Origin of the sequence: Pseudomonas sp. 11/12A, from assembly GCF_000800055.1 — a bacterium.
Lineage (GTDB): Bacteria > Pseudomonadota > Gammaproteobacteria > Pseudomonadales > Pseudomonadaceae > Aquipseudomonas > Aquipseudomonas mohnii.
In genome coordinates, this window is sequence record NZ_JUGV01000001.1 from 2,913,406 (window position 1) to 2,939,275 (window position 25,870).

At 61.1% G+C, this 25,870-nt stretch carries 27 protein-coding genes; 17 read left to right on the top strand and 10 right to left on the bottom strand.

The window, feature by feature from the left end:
• The first annotated feature begins 302 nt into the window (after nt 1–302).
• Nucleotides 303–1,349 (top strand): class I SAM-dependent methyltransferase, encoded by a 1,047-nt coding sequence (locus tag GQ39_RS13395; RefSeq protein WP_047530545.1) that lies wholly within the window; start codon nt 303–305, stop codon nt 1,347–1,349.
• A gap of 108 nt (nt 1,350–1,457) precedes the next feature.
• Nucleotides 1,458–2,303, top strand: coding sequence for an NAD-dependent protein deacetylase (locus tag GQ39_RS13400; RefSeq protein ID WP_047530547.1), 846 nt, complete (start codon nt 1,458–1,460; stop codon nt 2,301–2,303).
• A 124-nt stretch (nt 2,304–2,427) separates the two neighbouring features.
• On the opposite strand, the gene GQ39_RS13405 is transcribed toward GQ39_RS13400, so the two are convergent.
• The gene (locus GQ39_RS13405) at nt 2,428–3,330 is read right to left on the bottom strand and encodes a LysR family transcriptional regulator (RefSeq protein WP_047530549.1); all 903 of its coding nucleotides are present in this window, start codon (nt 3,328–3,330) and stop codon (nt 2,428–2,430) included.
• Nucleotides 3,331–3,505: 175 nt separating this feature from the next.
• On the opposite strand from GQ39_RS13405, the gene GQ39_RS13410 reads away from it, so the two are divergent.
• The 3 genes from GQ39_RS13410 to GQ39_RS13420 are packed head-to-tail and all read left to right on the top strand — an operon-like array spanning nt 3,506 to nt 6,099.
• Nucleotides 3,506–4,204 carry a CoA transferase subunit A gene (locus GQ39_RS13410; protein WP_047530551.1) on the top strand — a complete coding sequence of 233 codons (699 nt, stop codon included), beginning with the start codon at nt 3,506–3,508 and terminating at the stop codon, nt 4,202–4,204.
• A gap of 36 nt (nt 4,205–4,240) precedes the next feature.
• Nucleotides 4,241–4,906 carry a CoA transferase subunit B gene (locus GQ39_RS13415; protein ID WP_047530552.1) on the top strand — a complete coding sequence of 222 codons (666 nt, stop codon included), beginning with the start codon at nt 4,241–4,243 and terminating at the stop codon, nt 4,904–4,906.
• An 11-nt stretch (nt 4,907–4,917) separates the two neighbouring features.
• A complete protein-coding gene (locus GQ39_RS13420) occupies nt 4,918–6,099 on the top strand; it encodes an acetyl-CoA C-acetyltransferase (RefSeq protein ID WP_047530555.1) in 1,182 nt (393 codons plus the stop codon).
• A 99-nt stretch (nt 6,100–6,198) separates the two neighbouring features.
• On the opposite strand, the gene GQ39_RS13425 is transcribed toward GQ39_RS13420, so the two are convergent.
• Nucleotides 6,199–6,801: an NADPH-dependent F420 reductase gene (locus GQ39_RS13425; protein WP_047530556.1), complete on the bottom strand. Its 603-nt coding sequence runs from the start codon at nt 6,799–6,801 to the stop codon at nt 6,199–6,201.
• Between the two features lie 114 nt (nt 6,802–6,915).
• Between GQ39_RS13425 and GQ39_RS13430 the strand changes: the two genes are divergently transcribed.
• Nucleotides 6,916–7,818 (top strand): LysR family transcriptional regulator, encoded by a 903-nt coding sequence (locus GQ39_RS13430; protein WP_047530558.1) that lies wholly within the window; start codon nt 6,916–6,918, stop codon nt 7,816–7,818.
• A gap of 58 nt (nt 7,819–7,876) precedes the next feature.
• Here the strand turns inward: GQ39_RS13430 and GQ39_RS13435 are convergent, their stop codons facing one another.
• Entirely contained in the window at nt 7,877–9,196 is a 1,320-nt protein-coding gene (locus GQ39_RS13435) for an Nramp family divalent metal transporter (RefSeq protein WP_047530561.1), read from the bottom strand.
• 265 nt (nt 9,197–9,461) lie between these two features.
• Here GQ39_RS13435 and GQ39_RS13440 point away from each other — a divergent pair, with 265 nt between their 5' ends.
• The 4 genes from GQ39_RS13440 to GQ39_RS13455 all read left to right on the top strand — a co-directional run bounded on the left by GQ39_RS13440 (nt 9,462) and on the right by GQ39_RS13455 (nt 12,226).
• Nucleotides 9,462–10,259 (top strand): hypothetical protein, encoded by a 798-nt coding sequence (locus GQ39_RS13440; protein ID WP_047530564.1) that lies wholly within the window; start codon nt 9,462–9,464, stop codon nt 10,257–10,259.
• A gap of 132 nt (nt 10,260–10,391) precedes the next feature.
• Nucleotides 10,392–11,066: a glutathione S-transferase family protein gene (locus GQ39_RS13445; protein WP_047530568.1), complete on the top strand. Its 675-nt coding sequence runs from the start codon at nt 10,392–10,394 to the stop codon at nt 11,064–11,066.
• Nucleotides 11,067–11,093: 27 nt separating this feature from the next.
• A complete protein-coding gene (locus GQ39_RS13450) occupies nt 11,094–11,420 on the top strand; it encodes a putative quinol monooxygenase (RefSeq protein WP_047530571.1) in 327 nt (108 codons plus the stop codon).
• A gap of 233 nt (nt 11,421–11,653) precedes the next feature.
• Nucleotides 11,654–12,226 carry a hypothetical protein gene (locus GQ39_RS13455; protein WP_047530573.1) on the top strand — a complete coding sequence of 191 codons (573 nt, stop codon included), beginning with the start codon at nt 11,654–11,656 and terminating at the stop codon, nt 12,224–12,226.
• A gap of 3 nt (nt 12,227–12,229) precedes the next feature.
• Here GQ39_RS13455 and GQ39_RS13460 read toward each other — a convergent pair whose 3' ends face one another.
• The 3 genes from GQ39_RS13460 to GQ39_RS13470 all read right to left on the bottom strand — a co-directional run bounded on the left by GQ39_RS13460 (nt 12,230) and on the right by GQ39_RS13470 (nt 15,123).
• A complete protein-coding gene (locus GQ39_RS13460) occupies nt 12,230–12,946 on the bottom strand; it encodes an alpha/beta hydrolase (RefSeq protein WP_047530575.1) in 717 nt (238 codons plus the stop codon).
• A 147-nt stretch (nt 12,947–13,093) separates the two neighbouring features.
• The gene (locus GQ39_RS13465; protein WP_047530577.1) at nt 13,094–14,206 is read right to left on the bottom strand and encodes a succinylglutamate desuccinylase/aspartoacylase family protein; all 1,113 of its coding nucleotides are present in this window, start codon (nt 14,204–14,206) and stop codon (nt 13,094–13,096) included.
• 137 nt (nt 14,207–14,343) lie between these two features.
• Nucleotides 14,344–15,123, bottom strand: a complete 780-nt coding sequence (locus tag GQ39_RS13470; protein WP_047530580.1) for an ABC transporter substrate-binding protein — start codon at nt 15,121–15,123, stop codon at nt 14,344–14,346.
• Nucleotides 15,124–15,443: 320 nt separating this feature from the next.
• On the opposite strand from GQ39_RS13470, the gene GQ39_RS13475 reads away from it, so the two are divergent.
• A complete protein-coding gene (locus GQ39_RS13475; RefSeq protein WP_047530583.1) occupies nt 15,444–16,088 on the top strand; it encodes a type 1 glutamine amidotransferase in 645 nt (214 codons plus the stop codon).
• 98 nt (nt 16,089–16,186) lie between these two features.
• On the opposite strand, the gene GQ39_RS13480 is transcribed toward GQ39_RS13475, so the two are convergent.
• Entirely contained in the window at nt 16,187–16,621 is a 435-nt protein-coding gene (locus GQ39_RS13480; RefSeq protein ID WP_047530586.1) for a rhodanese-like domain-containing protein, read from the bottom strand.
• Nucleotides 16,622–16,722: 101 nt separating this feature from the next.
• Between GQ39_RS13480 and ftrA the strand changes: the two genes are divergently transcribed.
• On the top strand, nt 16,723–17,697 hold the full coding sequence (gene ftrA / locus GQ39_RS13485; protein ID WP_047530588.1) for a transcriptional regulator FtrA: 975 nt from the start codon (nt 16,723–16,725) through the stop codon (nt 17,695–17,697).
• Nucleotides 17,698–17,751: 54 nt separating this feature from the next.
• Here ftrA and cobF read toward each other — a convergent pair whose 3' ends face one another.
• Together cobF and GQ39_RS13495 are read right to left on the bottom strand one after the other, a co-directional pair.
• A complete protein-coding gene (gene cobF / locus GQ39_RS13490; RefSeq protein WP_047530590.1) occupies nt 17,752–18,507 on the bottom strand; it encodes a precorrin-6A synthase (deacetylating) in 756 nt (251 codons plus the stop codon).
• Nucleotides 18,504–19,079, bottom strand: a complete 576-nt coding sequence (locus GQ39_RS13495) for a histidine phosphatase family protein (protein WP_047530593.1) — start codon at nt 19,077–19,079, stop codon at nt 18,504–18,506. The genes cobF and GQ39_RS13495 overlap by 4 nt, the downstream gene beginning before the upstream one ends.
• Nucleotides 19,080–19,372: 293 nt before the next feature.
• Here GQ39_RS13495 and GQ39_RS33505 point away from each other — a divergent pair, with 293 nt between their 5' ends.
• The 4 genes from GQ39_RS33505 to GQ39_RS13510 all read left to right on the top strand — a co-directional run bounded on the left by GQ39_RS33505 (nt 19,373) and on the right by GQ39_RS13510 (nt 22,736).
• Nucleotides 19,373–19,504, top strand: coding sequence for a hypothetical protein (locus GQ39_RS33505; protein WP_269082049.1), 132 nt, complete (start codon nt 19,373–19,375; stop codon nt 19,502–19,504).
• 113 nt (nt 19,505–19,617) lie between these two features.
• The gene (locus GQ39_RS13500) at nt 19,618–20,634 is read left to right on the top strand and encodes an arginine N-succinyltransferase (RefSeq protein ID WP_047530596.1); all 1,017 of its coding nucleotides are present in this window, start codon (nt 19,618–19,620) and stop codon (nt 20,632–20,634) included.
• Nucleotides 20,635–20,695: 61 nt separating this feature from the next.
• Entirely contained in the window at nt 20,696–21,730 is a 1,035-nt protein-coding gene (gene astA, locus GQ39_RS13505) for an arginine N-succinyltransferase (RefSeq protein WP_047530597.1), read from the top strand.
• Between the two features lie 136 nt (nt 21,731–21,866).
• Entirely contained in the window at nt 21,867–22,736 is an 870-nt protein-coding gene (locus GQ39_RS13510; protein WP_047530601.1) for an isocitrate lyase/PEP mutase family protein, read from the top strand.
• Between the two features lie 405 nt (nt 22,737–23,141).
• On the opposite strand, the gene GQ39_RS13515 is transcribed toward GQ39_RS13510, so the two are convergent.
• Nucleotides 23,142–24,215 (bottom strand): diguanylate cyclase, encoded by a 1,074-nt coding sequence (locus GQ39_RS13515; RefSeq protein WP_047530603.1) that lies wholly within the window; start codon nt 24,213–24,215, stop codon nt 23,142–23,144.
• Nucleotides 24,216–24,405: 190 nt separating this feature from the next.
• Between GQ39_RS13515 and GQ39_RS13520 the strand changes: the two genes are divergently transcribed.
• Nucleotides 24,406–25,860, top strand: coding sequence for a flavin-containing monooxygenase (locus tag GQ39_RS13520; protein ID WP_047530605.1), 1,455 nt, complete (start codon nt 24,406–24,408; stop codon nt 25,858–25,860).
• Nucleotides 25,861–25,870: the final 10 nt, after the last annotated feature.

Below are 25,870 nucleotides of genomic sequence, written 5' to 3' on the forward strand. Positions count from 1 at the left end.
CAGTGGGATACATACGCAGGCACTGCTGGCCAAATCCCCGTGGGAACGGCGGTCCAACGATTCGACTTGCCCGCGATGAGGCTGGCAGATCTGGCCTATTTGTTGATTGACACTGCGCTATCGCGGGCAAGCCCGCAGGGGTCCTTGGTCGCCAGGCAAAGCGCCATTCGACTAGCGAACTAAACTTAATGCACCCAGGACATGCAAATCGTCCTGAACATCCCCCACGACCACCGCCCAGCGGCGGCTTGCCCAGGCAAACAATGCCTCTGGACTGTGATCCTCTTGAAGGAGCACACGTGATGGACGAGGCCAGACTCAATGACTTCATGGGCAAACTGGTGAATGACATGGGCGGCGCGGCGATGCTCGCCAACGTCATCCTCGGCGAAGAACTCGGGCTGTACCGGGCCATGGCCGACAGCCAGCCCGTCACCCCTGAAACACTCGCCGGCAAGACCGGCTGCAACCCACGCCTGGTGCGCGAATGGCTCAGCGCCCACGCCGCTTCAGGCTACATGGAACACTCCGACGGACAGTTCCGCTTGCCCGAAGAGCAAGCCCTGGCGTTGGCCATCGAGGACTCGCCGGTCTACATCGCCGGCGGCGTCGGGGTGGTCGCTTCGTTTTTCCATGACAAGGACAAACTGGTCAACGCCATGCGCGGCGACGGCGCCCTGCCCTGGGGCGATCACCATCCGTGCATGTTCAGCGGCACCGAGCGGTTCTTCCGCCCTGGCTACAAGGCCCACCTGATCGCCGAATGGCTACCGGCCCTCGATGGCGTGGTGGCCAAGCTGGAAGCCGGGGCGAAAGTGGCAGACATTGGCTGCGGGCATGGCGCCTCCACCGTGATCATGGCCCAGGCCTTTCCCGAGTCGCGATTTGTCGGCTTCGACTACCACGCGCCCTCCGTCACAGTCGCCACCCAACGCGCCGAAGAAGGTGGCGTGGGCGGTCGGGCGCGATTCTTCCAGGGCACGGCAAAGAGCTACCCCGGCAACGACTATGACCTGGTCTGCTACTTCGACTGCCTGCACGACATGGGCGACCCGGTCGGCGCGGCCAGACATGCCTACGAGTCACTGAAACCGGACGGCACGGTGCTGCTGGTGGAACCCTTCGCCAACGACTCGCTCGATGAAAACATCAATCCGGTCGGTCGTTTGTTCTATGCCGCCTCGACCTTCATCTGCACGCCCAACTCGCTGTCCCAGGAGGTTGGTCTCGGCCTCGGCGCCCAGGCGGGCGAAGCACGGTTGCGCAAGGTGTTCACCGAAGCCGGATTCTCCAGTTTCCGCCGGGCGACGGAAACGCCGTTCAACCTGATTCTTGAAGCACGCAAGTAAGTTCGGTTGCCTTTTGTAGGCGCTGGCTTGCCAGCGAAGATGGGTCAGGTACATTGATGTCGACTGACACACCATCGCGAGCAAGCTCGCTCCTACAGGTTTCCCGACATGCTCGACAGCCTGACCCTCGAACAACTCGACCGGCTCCAGCAACTCATGGACGATCAACCGTACGTGGTTCTGACCGGTGCCGGGATCAGCACCCCGTCGGGCATTCCGGACTATCGCGACAATCAGGGCGTCCGGCGTGGCCGGCAGCCGATGATGTATCAGGAATTTCTCTCCGCGCCCGAGTCCCGCCGACGTTACTGGGCGCGGGCGATGCTCGGTTGGCCACGGGTGCGCCAGGCCCGGCCGAACGTGGCTCACGACACCCTGGCCCGATTGCAGAGTACCCGGCAGATCAGCGGCCTGATCACCCAGAATGTCGATACCCTGCACGACCAGGCCGGCAGCCATGACGTGATCGAACTGCACGGCAGCCTGCACCGGGTGCTGTGTCTGGACTGCGCCAAACGCAGTGAACGGGATACGATCCAGCAACAGATGGAAGCACAGAACCCCTATCTGGCCGGCGTTGATGCAGTGCAGGCGCCGGACGGCGACACCCTGCTGGACGCTGCCTTCGAAGCCCGCTTTCAAGTACCCCGTTGCCCCTATTGCGCCGGTGAACGGATGAAACCGGACGTGGTGTTCTTTGGCGAAAACGTCGCGCAGGAAACCGCCGCCAAAGCGATGGCTGCGGTGGAAAAGGCGGCCGGGCTATTGGTCGTCGGCTCGTCGTTGATGGCCTATTCGGCATTTCGCCTGTGCCGCGCGGTGGTGGATCAGGGCAAGCCATTGCTGGCGATCAACCTGGGCAAGACGCGGGCCGACGACCTGCTGGACTTGAAGATAGAGATGTCCTGCGAGCAGTTGTTGCCCTTATTGGCACAGCGCCTCTCCCACCTCTGACGCGACCCAATCCCCGTAGGAGCGAGCCTGCTCGCGATGGACGCCAGGACACCGCGGGCATTCAGATAGCCCGCGTCATCGTTGACGGCAATCGCGAGCCGGCTCGCTCCTACAAGATGGAAGATCAATGTCCTACTGCCTGCCGACTCAGACTTTCTTCTTTAAGCACATCAAACAACGCCTGCGCCGCCGCCGACAGCTCTCCCCCCGGCAACGTCAACACCCCTAGCGCCCGCTCAACCACCGGGTCGCGCAAGGTGATGCACCGCGCGCCCAGTTCGCGCATCTGCCCGGCGCACAAGGCCGGCACCGCGCTCACACCCAGTCCGCTGGCGACCATCCGACCGACCGTGGACAACTGATGGCTTTCAAACTCCACTGGCAATTTCATGCCCCGCGCCTGCAAGTGTTCCTCCAGCATTACCCGCACCGTCGATGGGCGCTGCAAGGTAATGAACGGTTCCTTGAGCAAGGTCTGCCAGTCGATGTCATCCCGCGTGGCCAGCGGCGAGTCAAGGGGCACGACCGCCACAAAGCGGTCAACGTACAACGGCGTAAAATGCAACGACGAATTCTGGGTCGGTTCGAACGCCACCCCCAGCTCCACCTGGCGGTCACGGACCATTTCCAGCACTTGCTCGTTGATCACGTCGTTCACCGTGACGTTGACTTTCGGGTAGCGCGCGCGAAAGGTCTTGAGGATCGGTGGCAGCAGGTTGCCGGCGAACGACGGCATGGCCGCGAGGGTCACGCGCCCGCGCTGGAGGGTGAAGCGCTGGCGCAATTCATCTTCGGCATTGTCCCAATCGGCAATCAGGCGGCGCGCCAGCGGCACCAGCGATTCACCCTCGGCGGTCAATGCGACATTGCGCGTATTGCGGGTGAACAATCGCCCGCCCAGGCTCTCCTCCAGCGCCTTGATGGTCAGGCTCAGGGCCGACTGAGACAGGTGCAAGCGCTCGCAGGCCACGGCGAAACTCAAACTCTGGGCCACTGCCAGGAAGGCGCGGATCTGCTTGATGGTCAATGTGCGTTGCTCCAGTTGTAAGCTACGAGCTCTAAGCTGCAAGATCGAAAGCAGCAATTTGATGAGTTTTATCAATTAATACAGCCAAAAAAACAACTTAACAAATCAATCTTGCGGCGAGACACTCAACCCCATTCGGCTAGCCAGCCGCCCATAAAGAATAAAAGAGGTGCATATGGCAGGTTTCGACAAGCGCGTGAGTTCCTACGAGGAAGCTCTGGCAGGTCTTGAAGACGGCATGACGGTGATCGCCGGCGGATTCGGCCTGTGCGGGATCCCGGAAAACCTGATCGCCGAGATCAAACGCAAGGGCACACGCGACCTCACCGTGGTCTCCAACAACTGCGGCGTCGACGGCTTCGGGCTCGGCGTATTGTTGACCGACCGCCAGATCAGCAAAGTCGTGGCCTCCTACGTCGGCGAAAACAAGCTGTTCGAAGAGCAACTGCTCAAAGGCGAAATCGAAGTCATCCTGACCCCCCAAGGCACCCTCGCCGAAAAAATGCGCGCAGGCGGTGCCGGCATCCCGGCGTTCTTCACCGCGACCGGCGTCGGCACCCCGGTTGCCGAAGGCAAGGAAGTGCGCGAATTCCATGGCCGCAAGTACCTGATGGAAGAATCCATCACCGGCGACTTCGCCATCGTCAAAGGCTGGAAAGCCGACCATTTCGGTAACGTGATCTACCGCCACACCGCCCAGAACTTCAACCCGCTGGCCGCCACCGCCGGCAAGATCACCGTGGTCGAAGTCGAGGAAATCGTCGAACCCGGCGAACTGGAGCCGTCGCAGATCCACACCCCTGGCATCTACGTCGACCGGATCATTTGCGGCACGTTCGAGAAGCGCATCGAACAGCGCACCGTGCGTAAGTGATCCCCTGCCCCCGGACCGAATGAAGGAATAACAACAATGGCACTTTCCCGCGAACAAATGGCTCAACGCGTCGCCCGCGAAATGCAGGACGGCTTCTACGTGAACCTGGGCATCGGCATTCCGACCCTGGTCGCCAACTACATCCCCGAAGGCATGGAAGTCATGCTGCAGTCGGAAAACGGCCTGCTCGGCATGGGTCCTTTTCCTACTGAAGAAACCATCGACGCCGACATGATCAATGCCGGCAAACAAACCGTGACCGCCCGTATCGGCGCTTCGATCTTTTCCTCGGCCGAGTCCTTCGCGATGATCCGTGGTGGCCATGTCGACCTGACCGTGCTGGGCGCCTTCGAAGTCGACGTACAAGGCAACATCGCCTCCTGGATGATTCCCGGCAAGCTGGTCAAGGGCATGGGCGGCGCCATGGACCTGGTGGCGGGCGCGGAAAACATCATCGTTATCATGACTCACGCGTCCAAGGACGGTGAGTCCAAGCTGTTGTCCCAATGCAGCCTGCCGCTGACCGGCGCCGGTTGCATCAAGCGCGTGCTGACCGACCTGGCCTACCTGGAAATCCAGGACGGCGCCTTCCATCTCAAGGAACGCGCACCCGGCGTCAGCGTTGAAGAAATCGTTGCCAAAACCGCCGGCAAACTGATCGTGCCGGACCACGTTCCGGAAATGCAATTCGCTGACCAGTGAGGAATCATTCCATGCAAGAAGTCGTCATTGTTGCCGCCACACGCACCGCCATCGGCAGTTTCCAGGGCTCCCTGGCGAACGTATCCGCCGTTGACCTGGGCGCGGCGGTCATCCGTCAGTTGCTCGCGCAAACCGGCCTGGACCCTGCCCAAGTCGATGAAGTGATCATGGGCCAGGTGCTGACCGCCGGTGCCGGGCAAAACCCTGCGCGCCAGGCGTCGATCAAGGCCGGCCTGCCCTTCGCCGTGCCTGCCATGACCCTGAACAAAGTCTGCGGATCCGGCCTCAAGGCCCTGCACTTGGGCGCCCAGGCCATCCGTTGCGGCGACGCCGACGTGATCATCGCTGGCGGCCAGGAAAACATGAGCCTGTCCAACTACGTCATGCCCGGCGCCCGCACCGGCCTGCGCATGGGTAACGCGCCACTCGTCGACACCATGATCAGCGACGGCCTGTGGGACGCGTTCAACGATTACCACATGGGCATCACCGCCGAAAACCTGGCCGAGAAGTACAGCCTGACCCGCGAGCAGCAGGATGCATTCGCCGCCGCCTCGCAGCAAAAAGCCACCGCCGCCATCGAAGGCGGGCGTTTTGTCGATGAGATCACGCCGATCCTGATTCCCCAGCGCAAGGGCGATCCGCTGTCCTTCGCCACCGATGAGCAACCACGGGCCGGCACCACCGCCGAATCCCTGGGCAAACTCAAGCCAGCCTTCAAAAAGGACGGCTCGGTGACTGCCGGTAACGCTTCGTCGCTCAACGACGGCGCCGCCGCGGTGATCCTGATGAGCGCCGAGAAAGCCAAGGCCCTGGGTCTGCCGGTACTGGCGAAAATCGCAGCCTATGCCAACGCAGGCGTGGACCCGGCGATCATGGGCATTGGCCCGGTGTCGGCCACGCGTCGTTGCCTGGACAAGGCCGGTTGGTCCATCGATCAACTGGACCTGATCGAAGCCAACGAAGCCTTCGCCGCACAATCCCTGGCTGTGGCCAAGGACCTGGAATGGGACTTGAACAAGGTCAACGTCAACGGCGGTGCCATCGCCCTGGGCCACCCGATCGGTGCGTCGGGTTGCCGGGTACTGGTGACGCTGTTGCATGAAATGATCAAGCGTGACGCCAAGAAAGGCCTCGCCACCCTGTGCATCGGTGGTGGTCAGGGCGTGGCACTGGCGCTCGAGCGGGCCTAACGCGTTCAACAGGCTGCACGGGGACCCACGAAGAACCGCCGTAGCATGGTAAAACACCCGGTGTGACGCACGTCGCACCGGGTTCTTTTTGCCTGGGTTTCAGGCAAATCTGACCAGGTTCAAAATCGGCAAAGGTCCGCCCGGAAACTGTGCCAGCCTTGCCCCGACACTCAGCGTCCCCAGATCGATCCCGAAGAACCCCACTCGCTCGATCAAGTCCACCACCTGCGCTTTGGCGTCGGCATCGTCACCCGAGACAAACAGCACGCGCCGTCCGCCCTCTGCTGCCGGATCACGCTCCAGCAATCCCGCCGCCAGGTGATTGAAGGCCTTGACCACCCGCGCACCGGGCACCCACTCGGCGAACACTTCGCTGGACATAAGGCCTTGCAGATCCACCGCCTTGAACGATGGCGCCTCAATCGAGTTGTTGGCATCGATCACGATCCGCCCGTCAAACGCCGGCAAACCCGCCAGAGCGATCGGCAACTTCGACCAGTTCACCGCCACCAGCACGATAGGCTGGGCGGCCGCCTCTTCACGGGTGCCGGCGCGAGCGGTCGGCCCGAGGTCTGCCACCAGTGACGCCAGGCTTTCAGGACCGCGACTGTTGGCGATGACCAGTTCGATGCCTTGACGCGACAGTGCCCTGGCAAACGCTGCGCCGATTGCGCCGGCGCCGATGATTCCGATGGTGCTCATGGTTTTTCACTCCGAGGGGGTTGTGGTTGGAGTGAATACTGCGCTTGCCATTAGCGCTTTATTAGCCGGTAATAACTTGAATGATATTCAAGCATTGCTATCAGGTGTCGATCCATGGAAACCCTCGCCAACCTTGAATCCTTTGTGCGCAGCGCCGAAACGGGGAGTTTTTCCGCGGCCGCGCGGTTGCTCGCACTGACGCCTGCTGCGGTCAGTCGCAATGTGGCGATGCTCGAACGCAACATCGGCGTCCGCCTGTTCCAGCGCTCGACGCGCAAATTGTCCCTGACGGAAGCCGGCGAAAGCTTTCTGGCCAGCATCGGCGGCAATCTGGAGGCATTGCAAACGGCGATCAGCGCCGTGAGCACCGACCGTGGCGAACCCGCCGGCGTGCTCAAGGTGAGCCTGCCACCGACGTTTGGCATCAGCCATGTGTTGCCATTGCTGCCGGCCTTTCTCGCGCGTTACCCGTTGATCCGCCCCGAATGGCACTTCGAAAATCGCCAGGTGGACTTGATTGCCGAAGGCTATGACGCGGCCATCGGAGGGGTGTTCGAGCTGACGCCGGGGGTGATTTCAAGAAAACTCGCGGCGGCCGATATTGTCGCCGTGGCGTCCCCTGCGTACCTGGCGGGACAGGTCCTGCCCGCCCACCCGACAGAGTTGTCTCGACTCAATGGCATCGTGATGCGCGGCAGCCGCACCGGACGCATTCGTCAATGGCTGATGCAAGATGACGCCGGCCATGAAGCCACGGCCAGCCTGAACGAGAACATTGTGCTCAATGACCCGGCGGCCATGCGAGAGGCGGCGCTTCTTGGCTTGGGCGTCACCCTGCTGGTACTGCCTGATGTCCAGGCGCATATCCAGCGCGGCGAGCTGGTGCGTGTGCTGCCGGACTGGCATGCCGATGGGGGGGCGATTTCGCTGTATTACCCGAGCCGGACGCTGATGCCGGCCAAGACCCGGGTGTTCATTGACTTCATGGTCGAGGCGTTTCACCGCGACAGCGCATGAGGGTTCATCGCCAGTACCAGACAACCATTGCTCACTGGCGGTAGCAGTTTGCTGTCACTCAACCCAGAAACTGCAGGATCAACCAGCTGTTCGCCCCGCTGATCAGCACGAACAACCCCCACGCCAGCACCCGCGTCGGTAACCGGTTCACGAATGGCCCCATGAGCCTGTGATCGTTGGTCATCCGGATCAGCGGGTACAAGGCAAACGGCAACTGCAGACTCAGCACCACCTGACTGAGCACCAGTAACTTGCCGATGGCATCGTCGCCCATCAGCCACACGCCAATGAACGCCGGGATCAATGCCAGCCCGCGGGTGATCAAGCGCCGCTGCCAGCAAGGAATCCGCAGGTCGAGGAAACCTTCCATGATCACTTGGCCGGCAATAGTGCCGGTAAAGGTCGAACTCTGTCCCGAAGCCAGCAGTGCAACGCCGAACAGCACGCTGGCCAACGCCCCGCCCACTAGCGGGTCGAGCAGGTGATAGGCGTCCTGGATATCCACGACATCGGTATGCCCGGTCTTGTGAAACGCCGCGGCAGCGAGAATCAGGATGGCCGCGTTGACCAACAGCGCCAGGGCCAGGGAGCCGATGGTGTCGATGCGCGCCAGTTGCACGGCGTCCTGCTTGCTCGCCAGGTCCTTGCCGATCAGCCGGGTCTGTACGATCGAAGTGTGCAGGTAGAGGTTATGCGGCATCACCGTGGCCCCGAGAATGCCGATGGCCAAATACAGCGGCGCGGCCTCGCCGATGGCGGAGAGTGAAGGCGTGAAACCTCGGGCAACGTCGGGCCAGTAAGGCTTGATCAACAGCAGCTCGACGAAGAAACACGCGCCGATGGTGGCCACCAGCACCAGCATGATCGCTTCCAGACGGCGAAAGCCCCGGTTTTGCAGGGCCAGCACCAGCAAGGTATCGAACGCCGTCAGCGCAATACCGAAGGTCAGCGAACACCCCAGCAGCAAATGGAACGCCAACGCACAACCGAGCACTTCGGCCAGGTCGGTGGCGACAATCGAGATTTCCGCCAGCAGCCACTGCGTGCGCGCAGTCCGCGTGCTGTAGCGCTCCCGGGACAACTGCGCCAGATCACGCCCGGTGGCAATACCCAGGCGCGAACACAAACACTGCACCACCATCCCCGCCAGACTCGCCAGCAGCACCACGAACAGCAAGCTGTAGCCAAACCGCGAGCCGGCCTCGATGGCGGTCGCCCAGTTGCCCGGGTCCATGTAACCGATGGACACCAGCAAACCGGGCCCGGCGAAGCGCAGCACGCGTTTGAAAAAGGAAGCGTCGGGATCGACGGCAACGCTGCCCGCCACTTCCGGGGGGCAAAACGGCGCGGTGCCGATTTTGGGCAAGCTGAATTTCACGCGAAGGTCCATCAACAGGTGGGAGACGCCCAGCTTAGACGTTTCAGCGTATACGCAAAACCCTGGGGGAGCCGGGCTGTCGGCGATGAGATGTTTGCATCCGATCAGGGTGTTGGCGGGGCTGACGCTCTCGCCGGCAAGCCAGCTTCTACAGGGTTGCACGGTGTCTGGATGGGAATGTTGTATACAAAAAAACAACATCTATAGAGCAATCCGCCGTTCGCAATGCTAACGTTGCCGCCTGAAACAGATTGGAGACTCGCGTGTGCTGATACTCAAACTGCTGGTGATTCCAGGATTCCTGCTGCTCATTTCCCTGGCCGGTAAACGCTGGGGGCCGAGCTTGGCCGGTTGGTTGTCGGGATTACCGGTGGTGGTCGGGCCGATTCTGTTTTTCCTCGCCATCGAACAAGGTGAAGCCTTCGCCGCGCAATCGGCCATGGCGGCCCTGTCGGCGATGTTCGCGATGATCGCCTTCTGTGTGACCTACGCGCAGGTCGCCCAACGCACGGGATGGCCGCTGGCGCTAACGATTTCACTACTGGTGTGGGCCACGGTGGCGGTGTTGCTGTCGTTGATCCCGCCGTCGCTGCCACTGTCGGTGATCGCCGCCGCAACGGCACTGTTGGCCGCACCTCACCTGTTCCCGTCGGTGCAGCCGATCCTGTCAGGCCCGGCACCCAAGTCCGACAAACTGCTGCTGCGCATGATCGCCGGCGCCCTGCTGACCCTCGCGGTCACCTTGCTTGCCAGCACCGTGGGTGATCGCTGGAGCGGGCTGCTCGCCGTGTTCCCGGTGCTGGGCAGCGTGATGGCGGTGTTTTCCCAGCAAACCCGTGGTCCGGCGTTTACCGCGGCCCTGCTGCGCGCGACGGCGACCGGGATGTATTCGTTCTCGGCCTTTTGCCTGGTCCTGACGCTGGCATTGCCAGCACTCGGGATGAACGCATTCGCCCTTGGAGTGGCGGTGTCCGTGGCGATGCTGGGGGTCACCAAACGCTTGCTGGCGCGGCCCGTCGATCCGGTGGCGGCGGACGCTGGACGTACCGCCATCAAGCGCTAGTTGCTTCAGGTCATCAGGCGGACACATTCGATGGTTTCGCACGAATAGAGCAAAAACCCCGTACGTCAATCGAACGGGTTTCGCCCAACATCAACCTCAGTTCACAACCCACGACTGACTGAGGCCTACACCATGAAATTCTTTTTCCACCCTTCGCCTAATCCGATGAAAGTCGCCCTGCTGCTCGAAGAACTGCAAACGCCTTATGAATTGATCGGCGTCGATACCTTCAAGGGCGAACAACACCTGCCGGCTTTCCTGGCGATCAACCCGAACGCCAAGGTGCCGGCCCTGATCGATGGCGACGCCACGGTTTTCGACTCTCAAGCGATCCTGCTGCACCTGGCACAGAAACATCAGCGCTTCCTGCCGACCACCGCTGCCGGCAATGCCGAGCTGCTGTCGTGGCTGATGTTCATCGCTACCGGCCTCTCGCCGTTCTCGGGCCAGGCCGTGCACTTCCTGCACCACGCACCGGAGGACCTGCCTTACGCGAAAAACCGCTACCTCAAGGAAGTCGAGCGTCACTACCGAGTGCTCGACCAGCGTCTGGCCGATCACCCGTACCTGGCCGGCGACACCTACAGCATCGCCGACATGGCTCTCTGGGGCTGGGCCAATTACGCGCCGTACATCCTTGGCGAAAACGGCCTCGAGGCCTACCCGAACGTCAAGCGCCTGTTTGATGAAATCAGCGCCCGCCCCGCGGCCCAGCGCGCTCACGGCCTGAAAGGGCAACTGGTGCTGAAAGCCGAATTCGACGAAGAAACCCGCCGTAACCTGTTCCCGCAGAACCAGGCTCAATAACCGTTTCCGACGATCGAAGGTGATGAAATGAGTGATCAAGTCGCGTTTATCGTTTACCTGCCCGCCAAACCGGAACGTTTCGACGAAACCCGAGAACGGCTGCTGGACGTCGTGTACCAGATGTCGGCCGAACCGGACTTCGTCAACACCTGGGTGCACCAACTCCAGGACGACCCGAACACCCTGGTGCTCTACGAAACCTGGAACTGCAGCAAGGAAGACTTCATCACTCGCCACCTGAACAAGCCCTACCGTCAGGCGTATGAAAAACGGCTGCCGGAGTTGTTGGCCCGGGAGCGTCGGATCGAGTTTCTGGAGGTGATCAAAAGCTATCCGGTGCGTCGGGAGGCTTGACCAAGCCAGACTTTGTGGCGAGGGGGCTTTTCCCCCGTTTGGCGGCACAGCCGTCGAAAAACTTGCCAGTGCGCTGCAGCTGGAAAAATACAGGGACCACTTTCCACACCAACGCAAGCAAGTTCCCTCGCCACAGGTGCATCAGTCACCGTCCGTTAGTCCGTACTGGAACCCACCATAACCTCCATGGGATGATCGCCGCCCCATCGCGCGTCCATCCCTGGAGATTTCGAATGTCACTGTTGAGTAAAAAAGCCGTTGTTCTGTTGCTGGCAGCGGCGACCAGTCTTGGGGCCTTGAATGCGTACGCCGCCAAGGCAACGGCCAAGGACACCGCACCGGCGCAAAAAGTCTCCCTGCTCGGCGGCAAGTTCACCTTCACCCTGCCCAAAGGCTTCGTCGCCAGCCCGCTGCCGACCAGCCCCACCGGTGCGAGCGGCACCATGTACAGCAACGAGACCACCAAGACCGTGGTGATCGCCGCTGAAAACAGCCTGCCGGAAGGGGTCAAGGTCAAGGACAACGACGGCGAGTTTCTCGACGGCACCGCAGCCGACTTCGATGCCGCGCAACGCAAGGCCCTGCCGGATTACAACAAACTCAGCGAAAAAAGCCTGACCCTGAAAAGCACCGGACTGGGCCTGCGCCAGGTCGACAGCACCGCCACTCAGGGAGGTGGTCAGACCCTCAATACGACGTTGATGGCGGCGTCCGGCAGTCACATGACCGTGGTCCGGGTGATTTCCCGTCCCGGCGACATGGCTGCCCACGAAACCCTGATCAAGCAGATCGTCAGCGGCAAATGAACATCAAGGATTGAGGCGCTGCAGCCAGGCACTCAAATCCTTCACCTCGTCGGCGCTGATGTTGTGGCCAACCCCTTCGTAGGCGTGAAACTCGGGTTCGAGTGACGCGCTCTTGAGCAGGCTGTTGGCGTCGGTGCCGTCACTGAACGGCAGGCGTTTATCCGCCGTGCCATGCCCGATGAAAATCGCCAGCGACTGGCGTTTTTCATCCGGTTGCAGCTCCGATTTGAGCACCGGCAGAATCCGTCCGCTCAATGCCGCGATCCCGCCCACCGCTTCGGGGTGGCGCAGGGCGACCTCGTACGACATGATCGCGCCCTGGCTGAATCCCACCAGAACCACCTTGTCCGGCTCGGTGTGATATTTCTTCGCCGCCTGGGCGACGAAATCCAGCAGCAATTGGGCGCTGGTCTTCAGATCATCTGTCTCGCCGTTGTAGGCACCTTCACCCTTCTTGCGAAACCACTCGTAACTGCCCTCTTCCATCACCATCGGCGCACGGACCGACAGGTAGGTGTATTGCGCGGGCAAGTCATCCTTGATGCTGAACAGATCCTGCTCGTTACTGCCGTAACCGTGAAGGAAGATCACCAGGAATTGATCGCGAGAAACGACGTTGGCCTGCTCCAGGTACTTGAGCGGCAGATCGGTTTGCAACGGGGCTTGAGCGTGGACAGCGGCGGACGCCAGCAGCGTGAGCAGAGCAAGAAATTTCAACATGGACCTTCCTTCACAGTGCGCAGGATTCGGGACAGAGCCTAACATCTCTTCCCGGCTACGCACTCCCCTGTGAAGGCGTTGGCTTGCCAGCGATGGCGATCTCAGCAACCCCATCGCTGGCAAGCCAGCGCCTGCAGGCGAATCGGCTCAGTCGTTGATCAGCTTGCCGACCCGGATCGGATCTCGTCCGGCGACCTTCGCCTGCCAGGTGCCCGGCTGCGTGTAACGGCCGCGGTCGATGGCGAACAACACGCCGCTGGTGCCGGCACAAACCGTGGTGACCTTGTCGTTCAACGGGTCGACCACTTCAAACAGCGCATCGCCCTTCTCCACCCACTCACCGGCATCGCGCAGGAAACTGACCACGCCGTGATGCGGTGCGAACAGGTATTCGGTGCCTTCGAACGGCATGCCTTCACAGCATTGCGCCGGGGCGGCTGGCCAGGTGCCCTTGATGAAGCCCTGTTCGGCGAGGAAGCCGAGAATGGCTTCGCAATTGGCCTGGGCCTGATCAACGCGGGTGTCGCCCATGCTGCCCAGCTCCAGGGTGGTCGCCAGGTTGGCCGGTGGGATGGCAGCCTCGGGGAACGCCCTGGCCAGACGCAACCATGGCGAGGAACAAGACTCGTCGAACGAGCTACCGCCAGAGTCTTCGCACAGCAACGCGACACCGGCCTTCAGGCGCGCAGCCAGGGATCGCCACTGCGGCCAGTGTTGCGGCAGGGCGTAAATGTGGATTGCCGCCTCGAAGTCGCAATGCAGGTCGAGGGTGATATCCGCGTCGCAAGCGTGGCGCAGCAACAGGCGATGCATGGCTTCCAGCTGCGAAGCCGGGCTCGGCAGACCGTCGAGTACCTGGCCCATGGTTTGGCGAATCAGCGCGATATTGGCCTCGGCATCGCTGCCCAGGCGATCACCGATCAACTGCGCCACCGGTGCGCTGAGTTCGACGAACGAGCGGTTGAAGTTCTTGCCGCTGCCCAGTTCGAAGCGGCCCATGTGGCTGCCTTGCAGATGCTGATCCAGCCCGATGGGGTTGGCCACCGGTACCAGTTCGATCACACCCTGCAACTGGCCCTGGTTTTCCAGCTCGGCCAGGCGCTTTTTCAGTTCCCAGGCGGTACGCATGCCGGGCAACTCGTCGGCGTGCAGGCTGGCCTGGATGTAGACCTTGCGAGTACCCGCGCCATAACGGAACACGCTGAGGGTGCGTTCGGTTCCCAGATGGCTCCAGGGCAGAGAGTGATTGATGCGTTGCATGGGGCGCTCCGATGTCAGCGGCACCAGGATCCCTTGTGGGAGCGAGCAAGCTCGCTCCCACAAGGGATCGCGGCCTGATTGCAAATCATAAAAAAATGGCAACCGCGTCAACGGTTGCCACCTTTTGCACGGTTCGATTACTCGCCGTAAACGTCAAACTTGAAGTACTTGTCCTGCACTTGCTTGTACTTGCCGTTGGCGCGGATTTCGGTGATAGCAGTGTTGAACTTGTCCGCCAGTTCCTTATCGCCTTTGCGCACGGCAATGCCAGCGCCGCCACCGAAATATTTCGGATCGTTGTACTCAGGGCCTACGAACGCGAAACCTTTACCGGCGTCGGTTTTCAGGAAGCCGTCGTCCAGGTTGACCGAGTCGGCCAGCAGCGCGTCAACGCGTCCCGAGACCATGTCCAGATTGGCTTCCTGCTGGGAGCCGTAACGCACCAGGACAATGCCGGCCGGTTGCAGCACTTCAGTGGCGAAGCGGTCATGGGTACTGGCGCGCAGCACACCGACTTTCTTGCCTTTGAGTTCGGTCAGCGGGTCCTTCACATCGGAGCCTTCCTTCATCACGAAGCGCGCCGGGGTGTGGTAGTACTTGATGGTGAAATCGACGTTCTTCTTGCGGTCGTCGGTGATGGTCATGGACGACAGGATGGCGTCGATTTTCTTGACCTTCAGTGCCGGGATCAGGCCGTCGAACTCTTGCTCGACCCAAGTGCACTTCACTTTCATCTGCTCGCACAGGGCGTCGCCGATGTCCACGTCAAAACCGGTCAGTTTGCCGTCAGGGGTTTTCATCGAGAACGGTGGGTAACCGGCTTCGATACCGATACGGATCGGCTTGGCGTCTTCGGCCACGGCGGTCAGGGACAGCATCGACAGTGCCAGGGCACCGAACATCACTAGCTTCTTCATTTATAACTCCTGTGTGCGGAGGCTTTTATTGGCAGCTTTCGGTCGGTAGCTTGTGGCTGGTAAAGACCGAAGTGGTCGGCAGTCTAGAGTGGCTTCAGGAGGGCAAATTGTGTTTAAGCGACAAATACTTACATAAAAGTGGCCGCAGGAATAAAGGCCCATGTGGTGTGCGCCATCGCGGTGCAAAGGCTGTCAGACAATCCGCCAAATCGAAAAAAAACTTACAAGAATTCAGCTATTTTCCGACCGAAGAATCGCGCTGGCGACCAGGCACTTTTTGCGGCACATTGGCCGACTAACTGCCCCTGAAGAGATGCGTGATGCCGTCCTTGAATCTGATCCAGCACCATCCTGCTGAAGGTCCCGGCGCTATTGCCCTGTGGGCCGAATCCCGTGGTTTGACCCTGAACGTATTTCGCGCCGACCTCGGCCAGTTGCCGCCCGTGAGTGGAGCCCCCGTGATTCTGTTGGGTGGGCCTCATGAGGCCAACGCCGGGCCAGAATGGCTGGAAACCGAACGCCAGTGGCTGGCGGCCAGCCTGGATCAAGGCGCAGCGGTGTTTGCGATTTGTCTGGGGGCGCAGTTACTGGCACTGAGTCTGGGCGGGAATGTGCGGCGGATGGACAGAATGGAAACCGGATGGACGCCCGTGACTTTTGTCGATGGCCAGTCGCTGCAGGTGCTGGAGTGGCACGAAGACGCCATCGACCTGCCACCGAATGCGCAACTGCTGGCCAGCAGCATGCAGTGCGAACAGCAGATGTACCGCGCCGGGCCGACTCGGCTGGGCCTGCAGTTTCATCCGGAGTGGAACGCCAAATCGGTGGCTGTTCTGAATGAGCATTTTGCGGATGAATCGCCATTGCCGCGGGGTCAGCAGGACAGCGCCGCCCATGCAACCGTGTTCGAGTGGTTGCAGGCGACGCTGGATGGGTGGTGGGACGCGTCGTCAGGCACACGCTGAACCTGTGAACCTGGGTACGCGATCGTCAAGAGCATTGAGTCGACTGATGTGGGGCCGTTTCGCGGCCCAGCGGGAACAAGCTCCCTCGCCACCGTTGTTCAGCATTCACATCCAATGGGCGCCGTGGCTGGAGGTTGCACCGCGACGCTCAATTTAAATCCTTCATCCAGCCACCCTGTCACGCCACCGATCATCTCTTTGACCGGATAACCCAGCGCCGCCAGTTTCACCGCTGCCTTGTTCGCGCCATTGCAGTGAGGGCCGGCGCAATAGACCACGAACAGGGTGTTTTTCGGGTAAGCCGCCAGGCCTTCAGCGCTGAGCAATCGCCGCGGAACATTGATCGCCCCCGGTACATGCCCACGTTCGAATGCCAGCGGGCCGCGCACGTCCAACAGAATGAAATCAACTTCGCCAGCGGCCTGACTGCCATGGACGTCGGAGCAATCGGTTTCGAACGTCAGGCGATTGCTGAAGTGCATCAGGGCAATGGCCGAGGGGGCGGCGGGAATTTCGCGAACCAGGCTGGTCATGGGCAGTACTCCTAAGTGTCGTTGGGTGTGAACACACTTTATCCGCCTGCCCATTGCGGCTAAAGTGGCGCACAAGACACTCACCGGGAATTTTCCGCCAAATGCAGCCAACCTCAGGATCGGTCGCCATTCTGGCCTACGACGGCCTCTGTACGTTCGAGTTCGGCATCGCCGTCGAGATCTTCGGCCTGGCGCGACCGGAGTTCGATTTCCCTTGGTACGAGCACTGCGTCGCCGCTGTCGATCAAGGACCGATGCGCGCCATGGGTGGCATCCAGGTGCTGGCCGATGGCGGCCTGGAACTGCTCGAACAGGCTCGGACCATCATCATTCCCGGCTGGCGCGACCGCCAGGCAGCGGTGCCCGAGGCACTGCTCGCCGCCCTGCGCCAGGCCCATGCCCGGGGCGCACGGTTGCTGTCGATCTGTTCCGGGGTATTCGTGCTGGCCGCCACCGGTTTGCTCGATGGTCACCGTGCGACCACACACTGGCGTTACACCACGGAGCTGGCGCAACGCTTTCCGAACATTCGGGTGGACCCCGATGTGTTGTATGTCGATTCAGGCCAGTTGATTACCTCGGCCGGCAGCGCTGCCGGCATCGACGCGTGCCTGCATCTGGTGGCTCGGGATTTCGGCACACAAGTGGCCAATTCGGTGGCACGGCGGCTGGTGATGTCGCCGCAACGCACCGGTGGCCAGGCGCAATTCATTCCGACGCCGGTCAGTCCCGCGCCGCGCAGTGATCTTTCCCGCGTCATGCAGTGGGCACGGGAGCGTTTGCATGAGCCGCTGGAAGTACGTGACCTGGCCAGCGAAGCGGCCATGAGCGAGCGGACCTTCCTGCGCCGCTTCAGCGAAGCCAGCGGCCAGTCACCCAAGGCCTGGCTGCAACATGAACGCCTGGGCCGCGCCCGCGAACTGCTGGAAAGCACCGATCAAAACACCGAGCAGATTGCCCAGCGCTGTGGTTATCGTTCGGTGGAGAGCTTTCGGGTGGCGTTTCGCAGCGTGGTCGGTGTACCGCCGTCGGTGTATCGGGAGCGGTTTGGGCGTGGGGTCAAGGCCCTTTCTTGAGGTAGCTTAGTGGGCTCCATCGTCAGAACGCCGCCCGAACAGCCAAGAAAGGCCTCAAGGCTTACGCAACAGATAGGTGTCCATGATCCAGCCATGGGCCAGGCGGGCCGCCTTGCGCACCCGCTCGATCTCATCCGCCACATCCTTGAGCTTGCCGCTGATCAGGATTTCATCCGGCGTCCCCAGGTAGGCCCCCCAGTAAATGTCGGTCTCCCGATCCGCTACCTGATGATAGGCATCCTGGGCATCGAGCATCACCACCAGGCTGTCGGTATCGCTCACCTGACCGGCGGCGAGGCGCCGGCCGGTGGTGATTTCAATCGAACCGCCAATTTGATTGAGCGCTACCTTGTGCTGCGCCGCCAACGCCTGAACGCTGGTGATGCCCGGGATGACCTCGAATTCGAAGGCACAGGCGCCTGACGCCAGAATCGCCTGCAAGATGCGAAGGGTGCTGTCATACAACGCCGGGTCACCCCAAACCAGGAAACCACCGCACTGGTCGTCGGACATTTCCTCATTGATCAGCCTCTCGAAGGTTCGCTGCTTGGCCAGGTTCAGGTCATCGACACTGGCCTTGTAGTCCACATCACCGCGCTCGCGCTCAGGGCTGCGGGCTTCGACGAAGCGATAATGGCGATCGGTGATGTAGCGTTTGCAGATGTCACGGCGCAGGTCGATCAGCGTGTCCTTGCTCTGGCCCTTGTCCATCAGGAAAAACACGTCGACCTTGTTCAGCGCCTTCACCGCCTGAATCGTGATGTAGTCGGGGTTGCCGGCGCCGATGCCGATGACCAGTAATTTTTTCATCCGCATCTTTCCTCGGGCTCAGCGCCCGCCAAGCGCAATCGCCAGCAACCCTGGAACCGGAGTTCGACGCTCGACAGCGGCTCGACATCAATCAGATTGAATGCCGAACCGTGCAGCACGTACGTCAGCGCGGCGCGGATGACAAACGGATGCGTCACCGCCACCACATGCCCCGGTGTCGCCTGCAATGTCGTCAGCCAGCCGACTACCCGTTCAGTCACCTGGATCACCGACTCGCCACCGTGGGACGCCGAAGTCGGGTCGGCGAGCCAGGACTGCAGCCATTGCGCTTCGGATTTTTGCAGGTCATTGATGCGCTGACCGCTCCAGCGCCCGACATCGCAATCGCGCAATGCCTCGACTACCTCAGCGTGGCTGCCGAACAGTTCGGCGGTCTGCCGGGTACGCAGTTCCGGGCCGCACAACAGCCGTGGAGCTTTTTTGAATTGAGCACGACGGGAACCCCGTGCCGATTGCCAATCCATCTCCAGAGGTTCATCCGTAGGAAACCTCGCCAATTTTTGTGCGACGGTTCGAGCGTGGCATATCAGGGTCAAACGGGTCGCCTGCACGAAGGATTACTCTGTCGAGAGAAAGTAAGGTACGGCGACTTGCCGGTGGTCGCGCAATTGTGCCGCAAGAAAGGTTGTCGAAGGGGCATTTCGTCTGACAACAAAAGCCGTCTCCGATCTCTTTATAGGCAATGCCCTACACGGTTGACCGTCATCCCCGTCGCCATCGGCGTACAGGCATTTCGCTCAATTTTCGGCGTTGAAAAACCGCAGCAAAATTAACTAGACAGGCCGTGCGCCTTAATTAAATACTGATTTCAACGGATTATCGCCCCCATCCTGCAGGAGCCCGGATGCCCTCATTTAACGACCCGATCATTGACACCCGTCTGGACAGTTCACCGTCCACAGCCACGCGCCACCTGATCAGTCCCGGCCTCTGCAACGAGGCAGGTCTGATACCGCGCGCGGTCAATCCGCAATAGCCCCTGAAAAAGAGCGGCGTCAGACAAGACAACCGCCGATCAATCCGTGGAAACCGACAGTGATCGTCAGGTTCGGTGCCAGCCACCGAACGCTTTGATACAGGAGTGCATCCATGCTGGTGTTGCGTCCAGTGGTGTTAACCGACCTGCCCCAATTGCAGCGGCTGGCCCGCGAAAGCCTGGTGGGCGTCACGTCGCTGCCAGACGACCGCGAATGCTTGCACGATAAAATTCTCGACTCATGCACCTCGTTCGAGCAATCCGTCCAGAGCCCGGGCCCGGAAAGTTACTTCTTCGTGCTGGAAGATTCGGCGACGCGGCGACTGGCGGGCTGCTCGGAAATTCTCGCCACGGCGGGTTTCAGCGAACCCTTCTACAGCCTGCGCAACCGTCACTTCAACAGTGCCTCGCGGGAGCTGAACATCGAGCATGGCGTGCCGGCTCTGTCGCTGTGCCACGACCTCGGCGGCCATACCTTGCTGCGCGGTTTTCATATCGATCCGACGCTGGTGCGCACGGCGTATTCCGAACTGTTGTCACGGGCGCGACTGCTGTTCATCGCCGCCCACGCGCCGCGCTTTGCCGACGGGGTCATCAGCGAAATCGTTGGTTTCAGCAGCGATGACGGGCATTCGCCATTCTGGGACGCGCTGGGCAAGCACTTCATCGACCTGCCCTATGTCGAGGCCGAGCGGCTCTGCGGACTTGAGAGTCGAGCGTTTCTTGCCGAACTGATGCCGCAATACCCGATCTACGTGCCAATGCTGCCCCAGGCCGCGCAAGACTGCATCGGCCGGGTTCACCCCGATGGCCAGGAGGCCTTCGATATCCTCGAGCGCGAGGGTTTCCAAACCAATAGTTATGTCGATCTCTTTGACGGCGGCCCAACGCTGTATGCACGCACCGGTGGCATTCGTTCCATCGCGCAAAGCGCGACCGCCACGGTGAAACCCGGCTCATCCATCGACGCCCGCGGCCGCTATCTGCTTTGCAATGACTCGCTGGAGAATTACCGCGCCATCGTCGCCGACCTAGACTACCGCGCCGGACAGCCCCTGACCCTGGACACCGAGATGTGCGCGGCCCTGAAGGTGAGCGAAGGCAGCCCGATCCGGCTGATTGCCTTGTGATCCGCTTCCCTCACGGCGCACAACGACCGTCCCCGTGCAGGCTCGCGCAAGGAGTTGCAGCATGATAGTTCGTCCGGTCCAGGTGACCGATCTGCCCGCCTTGCTCGCACTGGTCCGGCAGGCTGGTTGCGGATTGACGTCGCTGCCGGCCAACGAAGAGCGCCTGTTTCACCGATTGCGCTGGGCGCAAAGAACCTTCGCCGAACAAGTCGAGCGCGCCGACGCCGACTACCTGTTCGTCCTCGAAGACGACGACCAGCAAGTGGTGGGCGTCAGCGCCCTGACCGGGGCCGTGGGCCTGCGCGAACCCTGGTACAGCTACCGGGTCGGGCAGACGGTCAGCTCATCACCGGACCTTGGCATCGAGCGGCACATCCCGACCTTGTTCATGAACAATGAAATGACCGGTCAATCGGATCTGCGCTCGCTGTTCTTGCGGCCCGATCGACGTCAGAGCCATCACGGCCGGTTGCTGTCCCTGGGGCGTTTGTTGGTCGTGGCCGAGTTTGCGCACCTGTTCGGGGACAAGATAATCGCCGAACTGCGCGGCAGCGCCGACGAAAAAGGCTGCTCTCCCTTCTGGGACAGCGTCGGTCGCCACTTCTTCAAAATGGACTTCAAGCACGCCAATCACTTGTCGTGGCTGGGCAACAAAGCGTTCATCGCGGAACTGATGCCGCGCCAACCGCTGTACGCCTGCCTGCTGACCGAACAGGCCCAGGCGGTGATCGGCAAGCCTCACGCAAAGGCCGAGCCGGCCCTGAAGATCCTCACCGCCGAAGGTTTTGCCCACAAGGGTTACATCGACATCTTCGACGCCGGCCCGGTGATCGAGTCCCCCGTTTCGAGCATCCGCAGCGTGCGCGACAGCCAGCTACTGGAGCTGACCATCGCCCCCCCGGACGATCAGGCTCCCATGTGGCTGATCCACAACCGTCGCCTGGAAAACTGCCGCATCACCGCCACCCCGGCGCGCCAAGTGGGCGACCGCCTGATCATCGACCGTCTCACCGTCAAACGCCTGCAACTGCAACCCGGCGACTCGGTCCGCGCCGTACCGCTGCGCCCACAACAGCCGCAGGCGGTGGCGGCGTAATCGCTCCCGAGTCGCCCACTGTTGGGCATCATCTGCAAATTCGTCATCATTCTCGACCGCCCCCCGTGATAGCCTTTTACGTCTTCGGCGTTGACACTTTTGCTCAAGCCCTTCCATTCCCATTGGTGGAACTCATATGTCCAGGCTTTCTCATCAAGATTTGCGCCGCAGTTTTCGTCAATTACTCGCATCCAACACCTGCTACCACACGGCGTCGGTCTTCGACCCGATGTCGGCGCGCATTGCGGCGGACCTGGGGTTTGAAGTGGGTATTCTCGGCGGGTCGGTCGCGTCGCTGCAGGTACTGGGTGCCCCAGACTTCGCCTTGATCACCCTCAGCGAGTTCGCCGAGCAGGCCACCCGCATCGGCCGCGTCGCCCAACTGCCGGTGATCGCCGACGCCGACCACGGTTACGGCAACGCCCTCAATGTCATGCGCACCATCGTCGAGCTCGAACGTGCCGGCGTGGCCGCCCTGACCATCGAAGACACCTTGCTGCCGGCGCAATTCGGCCGCAAATCCACGGACCTGATCACCGTTGCCGAAGGCGTCGGCAAGATCCGCGCGGCCCTGGAAGCCCGGTGTGACTCGGAATTGGCAATCATCGCCCGCACCCACGCAGGGATTCTTCCGGTGCAGGAAATCATCAGCCGCACCAAGCAATACCAGGCCGCCGGGGCGGATGGCATCTGCATGGTTGGCGTGAAGGATTTCGACCATCTGGAACAAATCGCCGAGCACCTGAGTGTGCCGCTGATGCTCGTGACCTACGGAAATCCGTTGTTGCGTGATGACAAACGCCTGGCCGAACTGGGCGTGCGCATCGTCATCGACGGCCACGGCGCCTACTTCGCCGCGATCAAGGCCACCTACGACAGCCTGCGCGAGCAACGCCAGATATTCACCCAGGCCGCCGACCTGAGCGCGACGGAATTGACACATACCTATACGCAGCCGGCGGAATACATTCGTTGGGCCGAAGAGTTCATGCACGTTAAAGAGTGACGGCGAGCAAACGTTAATTGCGTGAAACCCCATCCCCTGCTCGCGATGGACGTCAACGATGACGCGGGCTGTCTGAATGCCCGCGTTGCCCGGACGTTTATCGCGAGCAGGCTCGCTCCTACAGTGGACCCGGTACACCTGCAGGTGACTGGTCGGCTGTCAGGCCGCCGAAGTGCGATATCCAAGTGCGGCAGGCCGGGCTGTGGCAAGGACCAGACCGACAAGGTCCACTTCATTCGCCAGAGCCCCTGTAGGAGCGAGCCTGCTCGCGATGGACGTCAACGATGACACGGGCTGTCTGAATGCCCGCGTTGCCTGGACGTTCATCGCGAGCAGGCTCGCTCCTACAGTGAACCCGGTACACCTGCAGGTGACTGGTCGGCTGTCAGGCCGCCTCAATAAACATCAAACCGAATCGAGCAGCTCATACTGAGAGCGACCATCACCGCAGCAAATGACCCGGTTACGCCCCGTCGTCTTGGCCTCATACAACGCCCGGTCGGCATCACTGAGCCACAAGGTCGCATCACTGTGACCGGGATTGAACGCAGCCAAACCGATGCTCAGGCTGACTTTCAGCGCCGGGTTTTGCTCGTAGCCCAACGTGGCAAAGCGATCACGCAGCGCCTCCATGACCGCCGCCGCGTTGTTCAAGGGCAAATCCGGAAGAATCACGCAAAACTCATCACCGCCATACCGCCCGGCGACGTCGGTGGCCCGCAGGTTCTGCTTGAGCATCTTGCTCAGCTGCCGCAACACGATGTCGCCAGCAACGTGACCGTAAGTGTCATTGATGTTTTTGAAATGATCGATGTCGATCAGCGCAATCGCCCCGCCCTGGTGCTGGCGCTGGCAGCGCTGAAACTCGACTTCCAGTTGATCCTTCCAGGCGCCGTGGTTGAGCAGACCGGTCAGGCTGTCGGTTCGGCTCAGGGCCAGTAATTCACTTTTTTGCCGGCCGAGGGTATGGGCCTGGCGAAAGCAGAGCCAGCCCAGCGCCAGCGGATAAAAACACATCAAGGGCAAGCAGGCGTAGAGTTGTAACTGACTGGTTTCTGGAATGAACAGCGGTTTGAAAATCAGCCATCCGATGCCGATACCCAGGATCTGCGTGACGCTGCCCGCCAACAGAAAACGCAAGCCGCCGATCGCCACATTGTTCATGGCCATCATGGAAATGGTGGTCGCGCTGGGCAGCGGATTGAACTGCATGGCCGCCACCCAGAAGCCACCCAGAAAGGCGTCAACCAGCAGGTTACGGTGTTCAGCATGATAGGGAGCCTTGGCTCGACGTGCCCATTGATAGGCCAGGTGCGGCCAGATCAGGCCGTTGAACAACATCAATGCCCAGACCCAGGGAGCCGGGTTCAGGGGGTACATCGCCACACTCACGCACAACAGCCCCAGCACCAGGCCGAGCATGCGCGACGTGTAGAGCCTCCTGGCCAGTGAAAGTCCTTTCACTCCCGTCTTTCCCATTGGGACCTCTCCACAGAGCGGTACCTGATGATTCCAGGGTTGCGCGTATTTCTCGGAGTCTAACAGGGTAACGTCAAATAGCCATCACCGGTAGGCGGGATGAATACCGTGGCATAGCCGTCAAGCGTACGCTCAATGTTTGGCTATACATGAAGACAGGCTTGACGCGAAAACGAGAAAGAGGAGGCCCATGCAGACCTTTCAGGTGTTGATCATAGGTAGCGGCTTTGGTGGTCAGTGTGCGGCGGTCAACTTGCTCAAGGCTGGCATCACCGACTTCCGCCTGCTCGAGCGGCGTGACTTCTTCGGTGGCACCTGGTGCCAGAACACCTATCCAGGCGCGGCGGTCGACGTGCCCTCGCCCCTTTACTCGCTGTCCTTCGCGCCCTACCGCTGGACGCAGATGTTCGCCGAACAGGCCGAACTGCATCGCTACACCCGCTATATCGTGGAGCACTTCGGACTGCGCGACCGGGTGGAACTGCAGGCCAATGTCGAACGCGTCGAATGGGACGACGAAAGCAAACGCTGGGCGGTCCACACGGCCGGCAAGGGCACCTTCTACGCGCAGTTCCTGATCAATGCCACCGGGCCCCTGAGCCAGCCTGTGGTGCCACGCTTCGAGGGCCAGGAACGCTTTCGGGGCAAGACGTTTCACACCAACAACTGGGATCACACCTACGACTACCGACAAAAACGCGTGGCCATCGTCGGCAGTGGCGCCAGTGCGGCCCAGGTGATTCCGGCGATTGCCCCGGATGTCGCGCACCTGCACGTATTCCAGCGTACACCCCATTGGGTGTTGCCTCGGGCTGACCGCACGTTTGGCCGTTTCCAGCGCTGGTTGCTCGGGCTCAAACCAGCCTACACGTTGCTGCGCTGGCTGATTTACTGGCAATTCGAAACCCGGGTGATTGCCTTCAAATACTCGAAACCGGCAATACGCATGGTCCAGCACCAGGCCTTGCGCTTCATCAAACGCCAGGTACCGGACGCCGAACTTCGGCGAAAACTCACGCCGGACTACACCATCGGCTGCAAACGGGTGATTCTGTCGAGCACCCTGTACCCGGCACTGGGTCGCAGCAACGTGACGCTGCACAGCCGTGAACAAGGCATTGCCGCCCTCGATGAAACCGGCATCATCATGCAGGACGGGCAACACATCGATGTGGACCTGATCGTCTGGTCTACCGGTTACGACGCCACCGACGGGGTGATCTCTTACCCGGTCACCGGCAAGCATGGCACTCGCCTGAAAGATGTCTGGGCCCAGTTCCCCCGTGCCTACCTCGGCACCAGCCTGCCGGACTTTCCCAACCTGTTTATCGTCACCGGTCCGAACACCGGCATCGGCCACACGTCGGCGCTGTTTATCATCGAATCGCAGATGAATTACATCCTCGACTGCATCCGCACCCTTGAATCACGAGGTTTACGCAGCATCGAAGTTCGCCCCGAGGCAGAACGTACCTACACTGAAATGATCCATAGAGAAATGGAACGCACCGTGTGGAAGTCAGGAGGCTGCCACAGTTGGTATCAAAGCAAGAGCGGTCATGTGATTGCCATGTTTCCGGGGTTCAGTTTCAGCTTCAATCGCTTGACCCGAGCCCTGAAACCCGCCGATCACATCTTGTCCTGAACCGTTAGAA